This is a genomic window from Sporolactobacillus mangiferae, assembly GCF_023336505.1.
Taxonomy (GTDB): domain Bacteria; phylum Bacillota; class Bacilli; order Bacillales; family Sporolactobacillaceae; genus Sporolactobacillus; species Sporolactobacillus mangiferae.
In genome coordinates this window covers 69613-84094 of record NZ_JAMAST010000009.1, presented here as the reverse complement: position 1 = coordinate 84094, position 14482 = coordinate 69613, and the positions used below count along the sequence as shown (strand labels likewise).

The 14482-nt window shown below is 44.9% G+C and carries 12 protein-coding genes; 7 read left to right on the top strand and 5 right to left on the bottom strand.

The window, feature by feature from the left end; translation table 11 throughout:
* The first annotated feature begins 157 nt into the window (after positions 1 to 157).
* The gene (locus M3N64_RS09060; RefSeq protein ID WP_249101399.1) at positions 158 to 901 is read left to right on the top strand and encodes a metallophosphoesterase family protein; all 744 of its coding nucleotides are present in this window, start codon (positions 158 to 160) and stop codon (positions 899 to 901) included.
* Positions 902 to 1259: 358 nt separating this feature from the next.
* On the opposite strand, the gene M3N64_RS09055 is transcribed toward M3N64_RS09060, so the two are convergent.
* Positions 1260 to 1670: a hypothetical protein gene (locus M3N64_RS09055; protein ID WP_249101397.1), complete on the bottom strand. Its 411-nt coding sequence runs from the start codon at positions 1668 to 1670 to the stop codon at positions 1260 to 1262.
* A gap of 219 nt (positions 1671 to 1889) precedes the next feature.
* Entirely contained in the window at positions 1890 to 2399 is a 510-nt protein-coding gene (locus M3N64_RS09050) for an O-acetyl-ADP-ribose deacetylase (protein ID WP_249101394.1), read from the bottom strand.
* Positions 2400 to 2707: 308 nt separating this feature from the next.
* Between M3N64_RS09050 and M3N64_RS09045 the strand changes: the two genes are divergently transcribed.
* Together M3N64_RS09045 and M3N64_RS09040 are read left to right on the top strand one after the other, a co-directional pair.
* A complete protein-coding gene (locus M3N64_RS09045) occupies positions 2708 to 3625 on the top strand; it encodes a DMT family transporter (protein ID WP_249101391.1) in 918 nt (305 codons plus the stop codon).
* Positions 3626 to 3732: 107 nt separating this feature from the next.
* Positions 3733 to 5049, top strand: a complete 1317-nt coding sequence (locus M3N64_RS09040; RefSeq protein WP_249101388.1) for a VTT domain-containing protein — start codon at positions 3733 to 3735, stop codon at positions 5047 to 5049.
* A 278-nt stretch (positions 5050 to 5327) separates the two neighbouring features.
* On the opposite strand, the gene M3N64_RS09035 is transcribed toward M3N64_RS09040, so the two are convergent.
* Together M3N64_RS09035 and M3N64_RS09030 are read right to left on the bottom strand one after the other, a co-directional pair.
* Positions 5328 to 6263 carry an aldo/keto reductase gene (locus tag M3N64_RS09035; RefSeq protein ID WP_249101385.1) on the bottom strand — a complete coding sequence of 312 codons (936 nt, stop codon included), beginning with the start codon at positions 6261 to 6263 and terminating at the stop codon, positions 5328 to 5330.
* 132 nt (positions 6264 to 6395) lie between these two features.
* Positions 6396 to 8156 carry a GGDEF domain-containing protein gene (locus M3N64_RS09030; RefSeq protein ID WP_249101383.1) on the bottom strand — a complete coding sequence of 587 codons (1761 nt, stop codon included), beginning with the start codon at positions 8154 to 8156 and terminating at the stop codon, positions 6396 to 6398.
* 884 nt (positions 8157 to 9040) lie between these two features.
* On the opposite strand from M3N64_RS09030, the gene M3N64_RS09025 reads away from it, so the two are divergent.
* From M3N64_RS09025 to M3N64_RS09010, 4 genes are all read left to right on the top strand, one after another.
* Positions 9041 to 10456, top strand: a complete 1416-nt coding sequence (locus M3N64_RS09025) for a purple acid phosphatase family protein (RefSeq protein ID WP_249101414.1) — start codon at positions 9041 to 9043, stop codon at positions 10454 to 10456.
* Positions 10457 to 10576: 120 nt separating this feature from the next.
* The gene (locus tag M3N64_RS09020; RefSeq protein ID WP_249101379.1) at positions 10577 to 11659 is read left to right on the top strand and encodes a serine hydrolase domain-containing protein; all 1083 of its coding nucleotides are present in this window, start codon (positions 10577 to 10579) and stop codon (positions 11657 to 11659) included.
* Positions 11660 to 11760: 101 nt separating this feature from the next.
* Positions 11761 to 12219, top strand: a complete 459-nt coding sequence (locus tag M3N64_RS09015) for a MarR family winged helix-turn-helix transcriptional regulator (RefSeq protein ID WP_249101411.1) — start codon at positions 11761 to 11763, stop codon at positions 12217 to 12219.
* The gene (locus M3N64_RS09010; RefSeq protein ID WP_249101376.1) at positions 12216 to 13028 is read left to right on the top strand and encodes a hypothetical protein; all 813 of its coding nucleotides are present in this window, start codon (positions 12216 to 12218) and stop codon (positions 13026 to 13028) included. The genes M3N64_RS09015 and M3N64_RS09010 overlap by 4 nt, the downstream gene beginning before the upstream one ends.
* On the opposite strand, the gene M3N64_RS09005 is transcribed toward M3N64_RS09010, so the two are convergent.
* Positions 13025 to 13957: a VanW family protein gene (locus M3N64_RS09005; RefSeq protein ID WP_249101373.1), complete on the bottom strand. Its 933-nt coding sequence runs from the start codon at positions 13955 to 13957 to the stop codon at positions 13025 to 13027. The genes M3N64_RS09010 and M3N64_RS09005 overlap by 4 nt on opposite strands.
* Between the last annotated feature and the right edge of the window lie 525 nt (positions 13958 to 14482).

The following is a 14482-nucleotide window of genomic DNA, read 5'->3' as shown; positions in this document are numbered from 1 at the left end:
AGCTGTATTCAATGGGATTGAAGCGGCCAGGAAGACGGCTAACTTTATCTGCGAGAAAAATGAGGATGACGGGGTGGCAAGATGGATTGAAGCCCACGTTCTATAACAGAAGCTTTGTTTGAGTCAGTTGATGTGTACCTCTCGGGAGGGGCGTTTAATGAAAATAGCAGTCATTACTGATGTTCATGGTAATTATCCAGCTTTAAAAGCCGCACTTGCTGAAATTGATCGAGAAAATGTCTCGCATATTTATTGCCTTGGCGATATGATTGGGATCGGTCCAAATTCTAACGAGGTGCTTGACACTCTTTTTAAGCGGAAAGATGTCTCAATGATCACCGGCAATCATGACGAGGGTGTGCTTGCGCTCATTCATGGACAGCCATATCCCAAAAGTCATGAAGACACGTGCATCCACCATCAATGGATAGCAAACCGGCTTAATCCGTTTTTTGTTAATCCGCTTGATTCACTTCCACGAGTGATTGAAACGACGCTCATGGGGCATTCCATTCTTTTCACGCATTATCACATTGAGTCAGGCAAACTGTCTGCGCCTTTTTATGATGATCCATTCAGTTCAATTATTGAGCCAACGCTTGAGACAATGAAAAAATTGTTTGCTGACTGCCCTTATGAACTGATCTGCTTTGGACACCATCACCTGGCTCATTTTTTTAAGTCGGAACACACAATTTATCTTAATCCCGGTTCGCTCGGATGCGCGTCCGGTCCGTATGCACGGTATGCGATTGTGACGTTGGCAACTGAGCGAATCGAAGCTTCTTTGCGTAATGCGGCATATGATAATCGGGAATTTCTGTGCTCCTACGCGCGCCTGAACGTACCGGACGCTGAATTTCTGCTCAAAGCATTTCATGGAAATCAGCTCAGGGAATAAAAGATTTGCTGCGATTTTAAGCACATTTATCTCACTTTTAAAGTACGTGCTTCCGCGGGCGATCCGGAAGCCTCCGCGGGCAGGTAAATTCCTGCGGGGTCTTCCCAGGCTTGCTGATCAACAGGAACGCTCCGCTGGCGCCAGCGCATCCCCGTTTTGATTCTCGACAAGACACTGGTTTATTGGTTTTCATATGGGTCAAAATCATATACTTTCTTTACTTGTGAAAAAGCCTGTTCACATGTGAACAGGCTTTTTGGTGCTATAAGAAAGTATTTTGCCCTGCAGGCAAGCAACAAAACAATACACTATCTAAGCATCAAAGCGGAGAAGCCTCGCGCTGAACAGGGTCCCTTGCTTATTGCTGATCAGTCAGTTCTTTTGTCGTGCCCAGCTCTTTTTTCTTCCTTGCATTATTTCTTGCGATGATCGCTGTCATCACAAGCGCTGCTGCGGATAAAAGCAACGTGAAAATATGAAATACCAGTGTGCCAGGACTTGTCTGCAATGCTCTTGACTGCATGCGCGTACCGCCGTTCGGGAAATTACGGTTCATTTGCGGTCCGCTAGAATTTCCAGATTGACTTCCTGAATTATCCTGATCACTGAAATCAGGTGCCTGCTGGCTGGTTTGCGGAAATCTCTGCTGGAAGGATTGTGCCTGTGCCTTGCTATGAATAAAACTGTAGATGCCAAACGCAGACTCCAGCAACAGAACCGCCGCAACTGCGATACCGATCCAATAATTTATTTTGCTCACTCGATTCACGATTCTTCACCCTTTATGTTCCATTTTTTTCAATACATCCAGTTTACGGATCGATTCTTAAAAAAAGATTAATTAATTGGAACAAAATCATAGAGAAGCAACAAAAGGGTAACAACCGCCATAAAATTAGAAACGAAGTCCGTGAAAAGGGTAACGAGCGTCATAGAAATCGTAGCGAAGCGTACGAAAACAGTAACCGCCATAAAAATCGTAACGAGGCTAACAATTCATGAAAGCTTGATCATAGGCTTGTTTTGTCTGCTCATCAAAGCAGACCATCTGCACCTTTGTGACTATCGCAGACTTTTGTAAAAAATCGAGGATCGTCCGGCAGGCGACCGGTGCGGCCAGATCCAGCGGGAAGTGATAGATGCCGGTACTGATTGACGGAAAGGCAACCGTTCGGCAGCCATATGTTTCTGCAAGCGCGAGACTGTTTGCGTAGCAGTTGCGCAATAAATTCCGTTCATTGCAGCTGCCGCCTCGCCAGATCGGTCCCGGCGTATGGATCACATAGTTTGCGGGCAGCCTGTAGCCTTTTGTTATCTTCGCCTGACCGGTCGGGCAGCCATGCAACGTCCGGCACTCGGCAAGCAGCTGTGGGCCGGCAGCGCGATGAATGGCTCCGTCGACTCCGCCTCCGCCGAGCAGCGTCGTATTGGCGGCGTTAACAATCGCGTCGGTCTTTATTTTTGTAATGTCCCCTAAAATAATCGTAAACTTTTCCATGAAAAGGACCTCAATCAGTATTGAAAATCATGATAATGCCCTCAGTATATTAAATGAAACCTTGCCTGTCTATTCCAGACGGCGCTCACATTTAATTGCCGGGTCCGTTTTTCAAGTATTGTGATGGCTGCCGAGCGCTTTTTAAACAAGCATCCTGTGGAAATCAGCGCCTCGTCATAAAGGGTTCATTTTTTGCTGTGAACAGATACTTCCACTCTATCTAATGTGTTTTTTTATGAAGAAAATAGATTTGACGCATCAGACAGCCCCCGTTTATGATGAAATAAAGAAAAGAGGCGATACAGTTCATGAGTCTTAAAAGTTTTTTTCTCCTGAATATTCTGGGTGCGTTGTGGGGTGGGTCCTTTCTTTTTATGCGTGTTGCCGCTCCGGTACTCGGTCCTTTTTTATTAATTGATGCTCGTGTGCTGATTGCCGGACTTGCTTTGCTGATTTATGCTTATGCGATTCGCAGGCTGCCGGATTTTAAGGGAAAGTGGAAGCAGTACCTGGTGCTGGGCGCGGTTAATGCCGCCATTCCGTTTACGTTGATTGCGACAGCCGAGCTGCATGTGACCGCTTCGGTTTCCTCAATTCTGAACGCAACAACGCCGCTGTTCACATTGCTTGCTGCGGCAGTCTGGCTGAAAGAAAAACTGCGCCCAGGTAAGATTCTCAGCATGTTTCTCGGTATTGCCGGTGTCGCGGTTCTTGCCGGTTGGGGCCATCTGGGTCACTCACCGATTGTGCTGCTTTCAATCCTTTTTTCATTACTGGCTTCTTTGTGCTACGGCATTGGCGGGGTCTATACAAAACTTCGGTTTGCTTCTGAAAACGCGCTTGTTCTGGCGATTGGTCAGCAGCTGGCTGCAGGTGTGGTGCTGATTCCGTTCAGTCTGCCAACAGTAGGACGCATTCAGATGCTTACGGCTCCTGTTCTTATATCAGTGCTGTGTCTCGCCGTTTTTTCGACTTCGATAGGCTATCTTATTTATTTCTATTTAATCAGACATGAAGGGCCGACCAGGACGCTCAGTGTCACCTTGCTTGTTCCGCTCTACGGCGTCTTCTGGGGTGTGCTGCTGCTTGGTGAGCAACTATCCATCGGTACGGTTGCCGGACTGATCCTGATTCTGACAAGTACAATGCTGATTACTGAAACCAGACCGAGATTCGGTATGCGGCGGCCACTGGCGGCGGATTCTGTCACGAGAGACAGCGAATGAATCAGCTGTGAGTCTGAAAAAGTTTTCTTTCGACCGACGGTAACTCAGTGCATGATCGAAGTTATAGTAACGACATATCGGCACTTGCTGTTTGGAGGAAATTGTTGATGCAAGGAATCATTCAGCTGCTCCATGACTACAGCTATCTTACGATTTTTATTGCACTGCTGATTGAACTGATTTGCGTTCCGATCCCAAATGAAGCGTTGCTTAGCTATGTAGGCATTTTGTCATTTCATGGAAAAATGAACCTCTGGCTCTCCTTGCTTTCGGCAGGATCCGGAGGCGTCATCGGCGCAACGATCTCTTACTGGATCGGCTATAAATTAGGCGTTCCTTTTTTTCAAAGGTTTGGACGTTACATGCACATGGGACCGGAGCGGTTGGCGCGCATTTCCCAATGGTATCGTAAATACGGGAAGGTACTGCTCATTTTTTCCTTTTTCATTCCGGGTATTCGGCATATTGCCAGTATCATTTCCGGAGTGATCCGCCTGCCGTTTCGCTCCTTTTGTCTGTTCGCATATCTTGGCGTTTTCTTCTGGACAAGTACGTTTATTTCTCTCGGCTTCGTACTCGGACCGCAGTGGGACAAATATCAGGGTGATTTAAAAAAATGGCTTGTCCTTGCCAGTATCGTTCTGGGCATTATTTTGCTGTGCTCAATCCTGATTAAGAAGAACAAAGTCTACATCAAGGAGTCGCTGCTGCTGCTTTTTCAGGCGGTTTTTAAGCGATATAAAAGCTTTCTGAAGATTAAGCTGTTCCTTTTCATTATTCTTGCCGCATTTATTTCGCTGGCTACGCTAATGGCAGGCATGATTCAGGACTTCATTGGCAATGAATTTCACTCGTTTGACACGATTTCCAGGGCAATTATCCTGTTTCTGTTCGATAATCGCTGGCAGACGGTGCTGCAGTCCATTTCAGCGCTGGCATCGTGGAAAGTGCTCGGCGCAGGCGTCATTTTAACCGCCATCACCATTTTCATCACTAATCGTGATAGGTGGCTCGAACTGCTCTTTCTCGGACTGTCGCTGACCGGCGGTATTCTTTTTACATACGGCGTGCGCTGGCTGCTCCATTTCATGCTTGCCGGCTACTATGTGAGCGGGGATTTTCCAAACGGACAATCAATGAAGGCACTGATCATCCTTGGCTATTTTGTCATGATGCTCGTTCGTCACCAGAAGAATTATCTGATTGTCACGATTGAATGGTTTCTTTTCTTATTCGTTCTGCTGATTTACGCGGTCAGCGGCGTACGTATCCTGCATATTCAGCCTAGCGATTTATTTGCCGGCTACGTGTTTGGAGCGGTCTGGGTCAGCGGAATCATGCTGGCACTCGAATTGTTCCGTTTTCTGGGCATTGTAAAAAAAAGTGAGCAAAGGATTGTTCTGTCGCGCCTGTGCAAGAAATAGTGCCGGTGTCCGCTACCCGCGCGCTTATTCTCAAAAAAGGGTGTCCCATTGTCAAATAGACTTTTGAGACACCCTCATGATCTGTTAGAAAACTTGGCTTTGCCAAGCCTTTGACACGGGCGAAGCCGTCGTCGCGACGGCCATGGACGGCCTAGTGTCCGATAAGCCGCAGGACGCGGCGTTTTTTCGGACCACTTATACTATTTTTCTTAAATTTTATATACTTCAAGGTATAAAAAAGGCCAGGCTGTGCCTGGTCTCTGACTGATTTTTATTGATTAGGGTAACTTATTTCCGGCAGCCTGGTAGATGTCGTACCATTCCTGGCGGGTGAGGACGAGATCTGCTCCTCTGGCTGACTCGGCAACACGGGTTACGTTGGTGGTGCCTAGAATCACCTGCATATTTGCCGGATGGCGCAGAATCCAGGCAACGGCAATCGCGTTATTGCTGACCCCGTACTTAGCGGCGATTTCGTCGATTTTTTTGTTCAGTTCGGGGAATTTAGGATTGTCCAGAAAGACACCGTCAAAAAATCCGTATTGGAACGGCGACCATGCCTGAATCGTTATGCCATTCAGCCTGCAGTAGTCGAGAATACTGCCGTCACGGTCTGATGCGCCTTCAACGGTCATATTGACGTTGAGACCGGCGTCAATCATGCCGGTAAATTTGATACTGAGCTGCAGCTGATTGATTTCAAGAGGCTGACGCACATATTTCTTGAGCAATTCGATTTGATATGGATTTTGATTGCTGACACCGAAGTGGCGTACCTTTCCTTGCGCATAAAGCTGTTCAAAGGCTTCCGCAACTTCCTCCGGTTCGACCAGAGCATCCGGGCGATGCAGCAGCAGATAATCGAGATGATCCGTTTGCAGACGCTTCAGACTGGCATTTACTGTTTCGAGGATATGCCTTTTTGAGAAGTCGAATGCCTTGTTGTGCTCACCTTTCCCGCGCACAATGCCACATTTTGTCTGTAATGTGATCTGATCGCGCAATCCGGGTTCTCTGGCCAGCACCTTGCCGAACAATGTTTCACAGGCACCGTCTGTGTACACGTCTGCGTGGTCAAAAAAAGTGATCCCCTGTTCAAGATCAGTTTTGATCAGCCGATCTACTGCTTCCTCAGAAAGTCCGGCAATGCGCATGCATCCCTGAATGACTGCGGATTCCTGCTTTTTTTCTGAACCGATTACAATCTGTTTCACATGTATTCCCTCCAAATCCGTTCAATTTAGAAAAAGAGCGTTTTCAATTTATATCATAAGACGAACCAGAGAATTATGAAAGCAATAGCATCCGAAAAAACGATCAGTCTGCAGGATGCAAAGTAAAAAAAGCTATGACTCAATAAATAAGAAATGCTGATCTTTTTGTCTTTTGGATTTCTTTTTCAGCTTTGCCAGTCTCTTGGTCAGATCAAACACACTGAGATAGTGATCGGATTGTACGCAGGTTCCGGCGATTGATATAGATATGATGGGAAATTGCTCCATAATTCCTAATCTATTTTCTGCAATAATATAGCCATTAACCCGATCCTGTTCGTTATAGTGCAAGCGGACCTTTTGCTGGAAGTGTTCACTCACATTATGACAGAAATCAGCCACATCCACTTCACTCATGACGACAACAAAGTCATCACCGCCGACATGGCCGACAAACTGATCAACAGGCAGGTAAAGTAAGAGTATGTCTGCAAGCAGTTTGATGACCGCGTCCCCGTTCTCAAAGCCATAAACATCGTTGTACTCCTTAAAGTGATTAATATCAATGTACAAAACACTGAATGTGTCTTTTGTTTCAAGGGCTCGCTTCATCTTCTGTTCAATGATGAGATTTCCTGGAAGACCGGTGAGCGGATTTTCATATTTTGCTTTAATCACTTCGATTTCCGTCGATTTCAGCAGAAGATTCTGAATCGTTACTGTACCCAGATACTGATCATCTTTTGTTACGACGATGAAGTCGTAGAGCTTCTCCTGAGGCCGCGTCATCGCAAGCTTTGAAACTTCATTGATGGGTGTCCGGTAATCAATGGCAATAAAGTCTTTGTCCATAAGAAGGGAAATGGGTCGTTTATGGTAGAGGCTGAATCCATATCGTCCGCTGACCTGCAGCGTGAGCTGTGCACGGGTGATAATGCCGATCACTTTTTTATTTTCAGTGATGCACAGTCCGGGACTCTCGAAGTCTTTCTTTAATTTTTCCAGTACCTGTTCGATATTCATATCCCTGGTAATCGTTTCAGTTGGCGTGCAGATATTGTAAATGTAGCTGCTGGTATTTGGCTGTTCGTAAAGCCGATTCCGTTTTGTATGATGGTTGATGATCTCGCCTCTTACTGATTCACTGAGTTCGGCTAGCAGCGGCGCAGGTCTTTGCAGGAAAAAGCCCTGGGCATAGGGAACGCCCAGATCAATGAGACATTTAAGCTCGGCAAGTGTCTCCACGCCTTCTGCGACTAAACGAATGTCCGACATTCTGCAGAATTCAACCAACCCTTTAATGAGCGCATAATTAATGCCCCTAAAGTCAACATTTTTTGTCAATTGCCTGTCCAGCTTCACATAGTGTGGCTGTGTATCCGTAATTAAATTCAGTCCAGAATACATGGCACCGGCATCATCAATGGCTACCTGAAATCCGGAAGACTTAAGCGCATGAATGGAGGAGGTAAACCGATTGACATGATGAATAGAATTTCGTTCCGTAATCTCAAAAACAATTCGATTCGGTTCCAGGCCGATTTTATCCAGATCATGTGTTTTGAAATGCTCAAGAAAGTGTTCATCCTGAAGAATGAGTGAACTGATATTGAGAAACAGAGGCTTTGTCGAGTCGTCCTCATCTAAATCACAGAATGTATGCAAAGAAATCGTCCGGCACAGTGTATCGAGAGCGTGCAGCCGATCATGAGCGGCTGCAGCAGTGAACAGCTGTTCGGGGTTATTCAGATGCGACTCATTACTTGTCACACGGCTCAGTGCTTCATATCCATGAACATCGCCATTGTGTAACGAAATGATTGGCTGGAAAACCGTTTTGATCATCTGCCCATCGATGATCGTATCCAATTCGCGAATGATCTGATTATCCATGGGTCGTTTTACCTGCACTTTCCCAATATCTTCTAAAATCAATTATAGCGAAGAGAAAACAGGATGCGCCGATGATTTGTATTAAGATTTTGTAAATTACCGGCGCACTTACAGTGAGCAGGAACTGAAACAGCATACAGCCGCGTATTCTCAGGTCGGAAACCCGTTTTTTCATGACGCCATTATTTCTCGGGAAATATGTCGAATTTTGGGTGTACCTTATTGCTGAAAAGATTCATTTGTATTTTGTGGTCAATTGATTCACTAGAAAATTTTTCTGAATAAGGCAATAGGTGAGACAAAGAAGCGAATGAGGTTGATATAGGAAATGCCTATATTCCCAAGCGTATCACCGATTTAAACGGACAAACCTTTTATACGAACTGCATCAGATGTTTTCGACATGCGAGACTTTTTGTTTCAGTATTTATTCACCACATCAGTCATCAATTACTTTTAAACAAATTTTAAAAATGATGCGGCTGAGATAATCGATTATTTGAGCAGTATCTAGTTTAACTCTGATTATTTATTCGGGAATCCATTTTGCTGACCGAGTGCTGCTACCTGAGTTATGCCCCAAAAGATCATCAAATCGATGGCAGGTTATAATGTTTCCCTGATCATTCAATTAAAGATCTATTCGCGCAGGCACAAAGGAGGCAGACATAGGGGGAATAATCTCAGAATCCAGAAAAAATCCCGCTTTCTTTGACTGGCATGACTATTTTCCTCTCTACTTTCTGTCTGTATCAATGGGCCCGCCATTTACACAAATAAAATAACCAGTTTTCTCGGAATATAAATTTGGCCGTTAGACTTCTCCTTGAGGACGATTCTATTAACCTTAAAAGGAGTTGGCGTGTTTGAAGATTCGATTTAAGATGCTGTCTGTTGCTGTCACTTTGGCTTTGCTACTCGGTGTTTTTACGGGTGCTTCTAATTTTTCACCTCGTGCCCTTGCAGAAAACGCTGAACCGGCTGTCAAGAAAATCGTACCGACCTTTACCGGCGATCCACGGACGGAGAAGGGCTTTACCTGGTATACGAATCTTGACTCCGAACGAAGCGATCTCCAGCTGGTGAAGAAAACGGGCAGGAGCGGCAAGAAGCCTGATTTCAAAAAAGCGCGGACATTCAATGGGACAAGCTATGTATCGAGCAACGACAGCGGAGAGCGTGTGCATAAGGTTAACGCTAAGGGCTTGAAGGCCGACACGGCTTATTTTTATCGGGTCGGTGATGCGAAACGCAATATTTGGAGCAAGGTAGGTACAGTCAAAACGGCGCCGAAGAAAAACGGTGCATTCACATTTCTTGAACTGACGGATCCGCAGGCGAAAACGGAAGATGAAGGCAAGCTTGCTGCGGACACGTTTAACAAAGCCTCGGCTACCGTTAAACATTACGATTTTATGACTGTGACCGGAGACATTGTCGATAACGGTGTCGTAGAGGATCAGTGGGACTGGCTGATCAATAACAGTCGCAGTGTCTGGGGCGATACAACGGTAGTTCCGGCTGCCGGGAACCATGAATCAGAGAATGATGCGTTCATCGATCACTTCAATTTGAAACCGGCAACGATAAATCAGGACACGACTACAGGTGCTTATTATTCTTTCAATTACAGCAATACGCACTTTGTGGTACTGAATACAAATGAAGATTCCGAGCAATACCGTGATTTTACACCGGACCAGGTAAAATGGATGGCGGCGGATATTAAAAAAGCAAAGGCCAATGGAGCAAAATGGACGGTGGTTCTGATGCACAAGGGGCCATATACCACTTCCAACCATGCGACAGACTCGGATATTATCGGCCAAAATGGCGTCAGAAATCAGATTGCGCCGCTGATCGGCAAGCTCGGCGTTGATCTGGTGATCCAGGGTCACGACCATATTTATGCACGTACGTTGCCGATCAATAAAAGGAATGAAGCTACTCATCCGACAACGATTACGGAGTGGCTGAACGGTGAGAAAATTGATTATGCGGTAAAGCCGAATGGGGCAATCTATTATATCCCGGCAACAGCAGGTCCGAAAGTCTACAAAAAAAACACTGATCCCGTGCTCGGCGATGCATTTTACAGCAAATTTGCCCGCGCTGAAGAAAATCATGCTTTGAAATACGGACTGGATCCTAGCGATCCGACGCGCCCGGTGCGTGGTGCGATTCAGAACTTTTCCAGTGTTACGATTGATAAAAATAAACTTTCTGTTGTTGTCTATGAGATTGATCGAATCAAAGGCACTGATCCGTATATTATCGATCAGTTCGGTATCATCAAATAAACAATGAAAGATAGGACTTGATCAAGTAGAATGGGATTAAACCTGTTCTACTTTTTTCATATTTAAGACTGCAAGACAAAACAAAATGATTGTGAAACGTTTTTTTGAAAGGAGTACATCATGGAACGACTTTTTCAGCGTATTTTAGATGACTATGAACAGAACCATAACTTTTCAGGAAACGTGCTAGTAAAAAAAGGGAACGAACTTCTCTTTACACACACCTGCGGAATGGCACATCGCGGTTTTCATGTGCCCAATCGTCTGGACACCAAATTTGACACGGCATCGGTCACCAAAGTATTTACAGCCGTTGCTGTATTGCTGCTGGTGGATGAAGGAAAGATCTATTTGAATGATCGAATTACTGATTTGATTGATCTCAACGAAACTGAGATTCCAGGGGATGTAACTGTAGAGCAGTTATTAACACACACATCTGGTATTGCAGATGACGCAGATGAAGAGGCGGGTGAAAATTACGCTGATTTATTTCGGAACAAGCCAAATTACTCGATTCAGGAAACAGCTGATTTTCTTCCTCAATTCGCGTACAAAAAGCCACTTTTCCGTGCGGGCACAAACATGCGCTACAATAATTGTGCCTTTGTGCTATTGGGAATGGCGATTGAACAATTGTCGGGTATGGATTACCGACAATTTGTGATGAAACGAATTGTTCAGCCACTGAAACTGCTGCATACTGAATTTTGTGCAATGGACGGTGTCAACGAAAACACAGCAGAAGGCTATATGGCTTGCAGGGATGAGGAGGGCCGCCTGATCCAGTGGAAAAAGAATATTTATTCCTACCCTCCGATTGGCTCTCCGGATGGCGGCATCTATTCTACCGTTGAGGATTTAGATCGCTTGCTGCGTGCGATGAAGTCGGGGGCTCTTTTATCTTCTAAGCGTTCGGCAATGTTTTTTCAGCCGCATTGTCCTTTCGAGCGGCCTTTTGTACGCTTGAAGCCTGAACTTGAAGCGACAATCACTACGGGCTATGGATTTGAATTTGTGATGATCAATCATAAGGTTTTTTGCGTACGTAAGGATGGCATGAACGATGGTGTGGCAGCCATGCTGTCCTATTATCCGAAGAGCGATGTGTCGCTTGTGATTTTATGCAATCAGGATTGCAATATATGGAACATGCACCGGGAGATACAGACTGTGCTGTATGATCACGGCCAGATCTATTGAAATGATAAAAATTGCCTTGAAACGGACAATTAGATAATGTATTATCTATTTAGGTAATGCATTACTTTTTTTCGCAAAAGAGGTGTGCTGCATTGAAAAAAGTGGAAACATTGCCTGACGAACAATTTCTGTTCGGCTTTATTTTTGTTGCTGCTAATCGAATCGATACAATGCTTCAGCGTGAATTTAAAAAATTTGATGTCACGACGAAACAGTGGTTTTTGTCCATCGTCATCGATAATCTGTTTGATCAGTCGCCGACGATGAAAGAAGCAGCCCGAGAAATGGGCAGCTCACATCAAAATGTGAAGCAGATTGCTTTGAAACTAGAAGAGAAGGGACTGCTCATTCTTGAGAAAGATCCGGCAGATGCGCGTGTGACACGCCTGAAACTGACGAAACGCAGTACAGCATTTTGGGATGAACTCAGAAGTGAAGGGCGTGAATTTACACATTCTTTATTCAAGGGGATAAAGAAAAAAGATCTGCATGCGACAAAACGAGCCATGCGTCAGATGATGGCGAATTTATCTGAAATGGACCAGGAGGATCGACTGTGAAACAGGTGAATAAAGGAATTTTGCTGTTTACCGTCCCCATTATTATTTTGGTGGTCGTTGCTTCATTAACCGGGCTTATCCATTCAAGTATCTATTCAAAAGAAACGGCGAACTGGTACGTACAGACGATCGGTCAGGATATCTCAAATTTATTTGTGATCACACCGCTTTTGCTTATTTCAGCTCTATTTGCATTAAAAGGAAGCAGGGGTGGTGCACTTCTCTGGTTCGGTGTCATGATAACGAACGTTTATTCTTTTTTGATCTATGCATTTGCGCTTCACTTTAACCCATTGTTTTATATTTATTGCGCTATTCTCGGATTATCGATTTACTCAGTTATCTATTTTATCAGCAAAATGAAAATGGTTGATTTTAAAAGCTGGTTTCATCAAACCGTGCATGAAAAATCAACAGGCTTATTATTAATCGCACTCGCGGTTTGTTTTGCCCTGATCTGGCTGTCGGATTCACTTCCGGCAGCTCTTGCAAACAGAACACCGGAAAGCATTACAAAAGCGGGTCTGCTTTCAAATCCGGTACATGTCCTTGACTTCTCCTTTTATTTGCCGCTCATGGTACTCGCAGGGGTATGGCTGTTTCAGAAAAGGTCATCCGGCTACTTATTAGCACCGGCCATGCTTATTTTTTCGCTGCTTACTGCAGTGAACATTATTTCACTGATGCTGGTAACCATGTGGCATCTGCATACGAATACGTGGCCTGCCGTGATTGTGTTTACGATTCTGGCGTCCTTGTGCGCCGTTGCTTTTATAGCGATGATGAAACGATTGGCAAAAATAATTTAGCTTTTTATGAATGAATGCTTGTTTTCAGGCTGATGAATTTCTTTTGGAAGATGTTTGGAAGCATTGGGGATGCGGCGCGGGGCAATGTTGATGACGTCAGAGGAATAGAGCGTAAAGGCGACACTGCCTCCGTATTGAAATGCTCGGATCAGAATCGGCTGATTGTAGGTGTTTTTAAATCGAAGATCAGGGCCGTACCAGCTGACCGTGGCATCGCGCCCGTCAGGAACGTAGGCGACACGTTTGCTGTGGGAATAGCGCTCGATGATTTTCAATCCGGCACGGTCGGCAGCGTTAAAAAGCGTCGTTGACACCTGGCAGATACCGCCGCCGATCCCCTCTGAATATTCGCCGCGGACAATGATCGGTGCAGACTGGTAGCCTTTTACCCGGGTTCTCATGCCAACCGTTTTATTAAAAGAAAAAATTTCATTGGGAAAGATGACATGGTTGTCAAGTGCTGTGGCAGCAAGATGAATATTATGTGCTCGATTCTTATTGCCTGAATTGAAAAAGGTGATATAGTGACCGATGCGCTGGACACGTATATGCGCGAGCAATTCTTCGTCGACATCCGGATGGGTCTTTAATAGTGGTGCATTCACGGTTGCCGAGCCTTCTCCGAAGTAATAGCGGTAAATCCGGTCTTTAAACGATGTGTGATTCAGGCTGTAGCCGGTTCTTGAGGGTACAATGGCACCTTGATGGTCAATTTTGGCATTTACAGGTGCCTTGGATACGCTTCGTCCAACCTGCTCCTCAAATCGGTGATATTTTTGTCGGTCAATAAGTGATGTCAGAGGATTAACCAGTTCTGAGCGACCTGTTTTCAGAAGGATTTTTCCTTTATATGTGACCGTCAGATCTTGTGAATGATGCGGAGATTGTGCAAAGAGCAGGATGATGGTTAAAAAGATGGCGCGAATCATGGTGGAATACCTCCTGACATTAGTATGATCTGTTTTTTTGAATCCTATCATGTATTTTGAAAACGAAACACGGACTTTCAGTGTTTCGTTTTGTTAAAGATCTTATTCAAGAGTAAAGAAAGTATATGATTTTGTCCTGAAGGCAACAATACAATGTCTAAGCATCAAAGCGGAGGCGCTCTGGCCCCATCGGAGCGTTCCTGTTGATCAGGTGCCAGCAAGCTGCCGCCGCGCCAATGCAAAGCCAAAGGCATAAATCAATAAATCATGATGGAGATTGTGGACCGGGCGCTTTTTTCCTAGTTTTTCTTAACAGGCAGATCATTATTTTAATGAATAAACAGCGAAAAGTGTTGCTACATAGGTTTTTTCAGGTGTAAGAAATGAATTTTCTGCACAAAAAAATCATTCTTTTTTACTGATTAAGAAGTATTTTTTATGTCCGGAGCCTGCTGTAACGGCGAATATTATACGGCGATTGACGGATAGTGTCCGCATCGTCTTCCTTCTACAATTAAAGTAAGC

Bases quoted from the DNA above. Each gene is read 5' to 3' on its own strand.
- M3N64_RS09045 (WP_249101391.1), top strand. From the start codon at position 2,708: ATGAGTCTTAAAAGTTTTTTTCTCCTGAATATTCTGGGTGCGTTGTGG.
- M3N64_RS09005 (WP_249101373.1), bottom strand. From the start codon at position 13,957: ATGATTCGCGCCATCTTTTTAACCATCATCCTGCTCTTTGCACAATCT.
- M3N64_RS09060 (WP_249101399.1), top strand. From the start codon at position 158: ATGAAAATAGCAGTCATTACTGATGTTCATGGTAATTATCCAGCTTTA.
- M3N64_RS09040 (WP_249101388.1), top strand. From the start codon at position 3,733: ATGCAAGGAATCATTCAGCTGCTCCATGACTACAGCTATCTTACGATT.
- M3N64_RS09050 (WP_249101394.1), bottom strand. From the start codon at position 2,399: ATGGAAAAGTTTACGATTATTTTAGGGGACATTACAAAAATAAAGACC.
- M3N64_RS09020 (WP_249101379.1), top strand. From the start codon at position 10,577: ATGGAACGACTTTTTCAGCGTATTTTAGATGACTATGAACAGAACCAT.
- M3N64_RS09025 (WP_249101414.1), top strand. From the start codon at position 9,041: ATGCTGTCTGTTGCTGTCACTTTGGCTTTGCTACTCGGTGTTTTTACG.
- M3N64_RS09030 (WP_249101383.1), bottom strand. From the start codon at position 8,156: ATGGATAATCAGATCATTCGCGAATTGGATACGATCATCGATGGGCAG.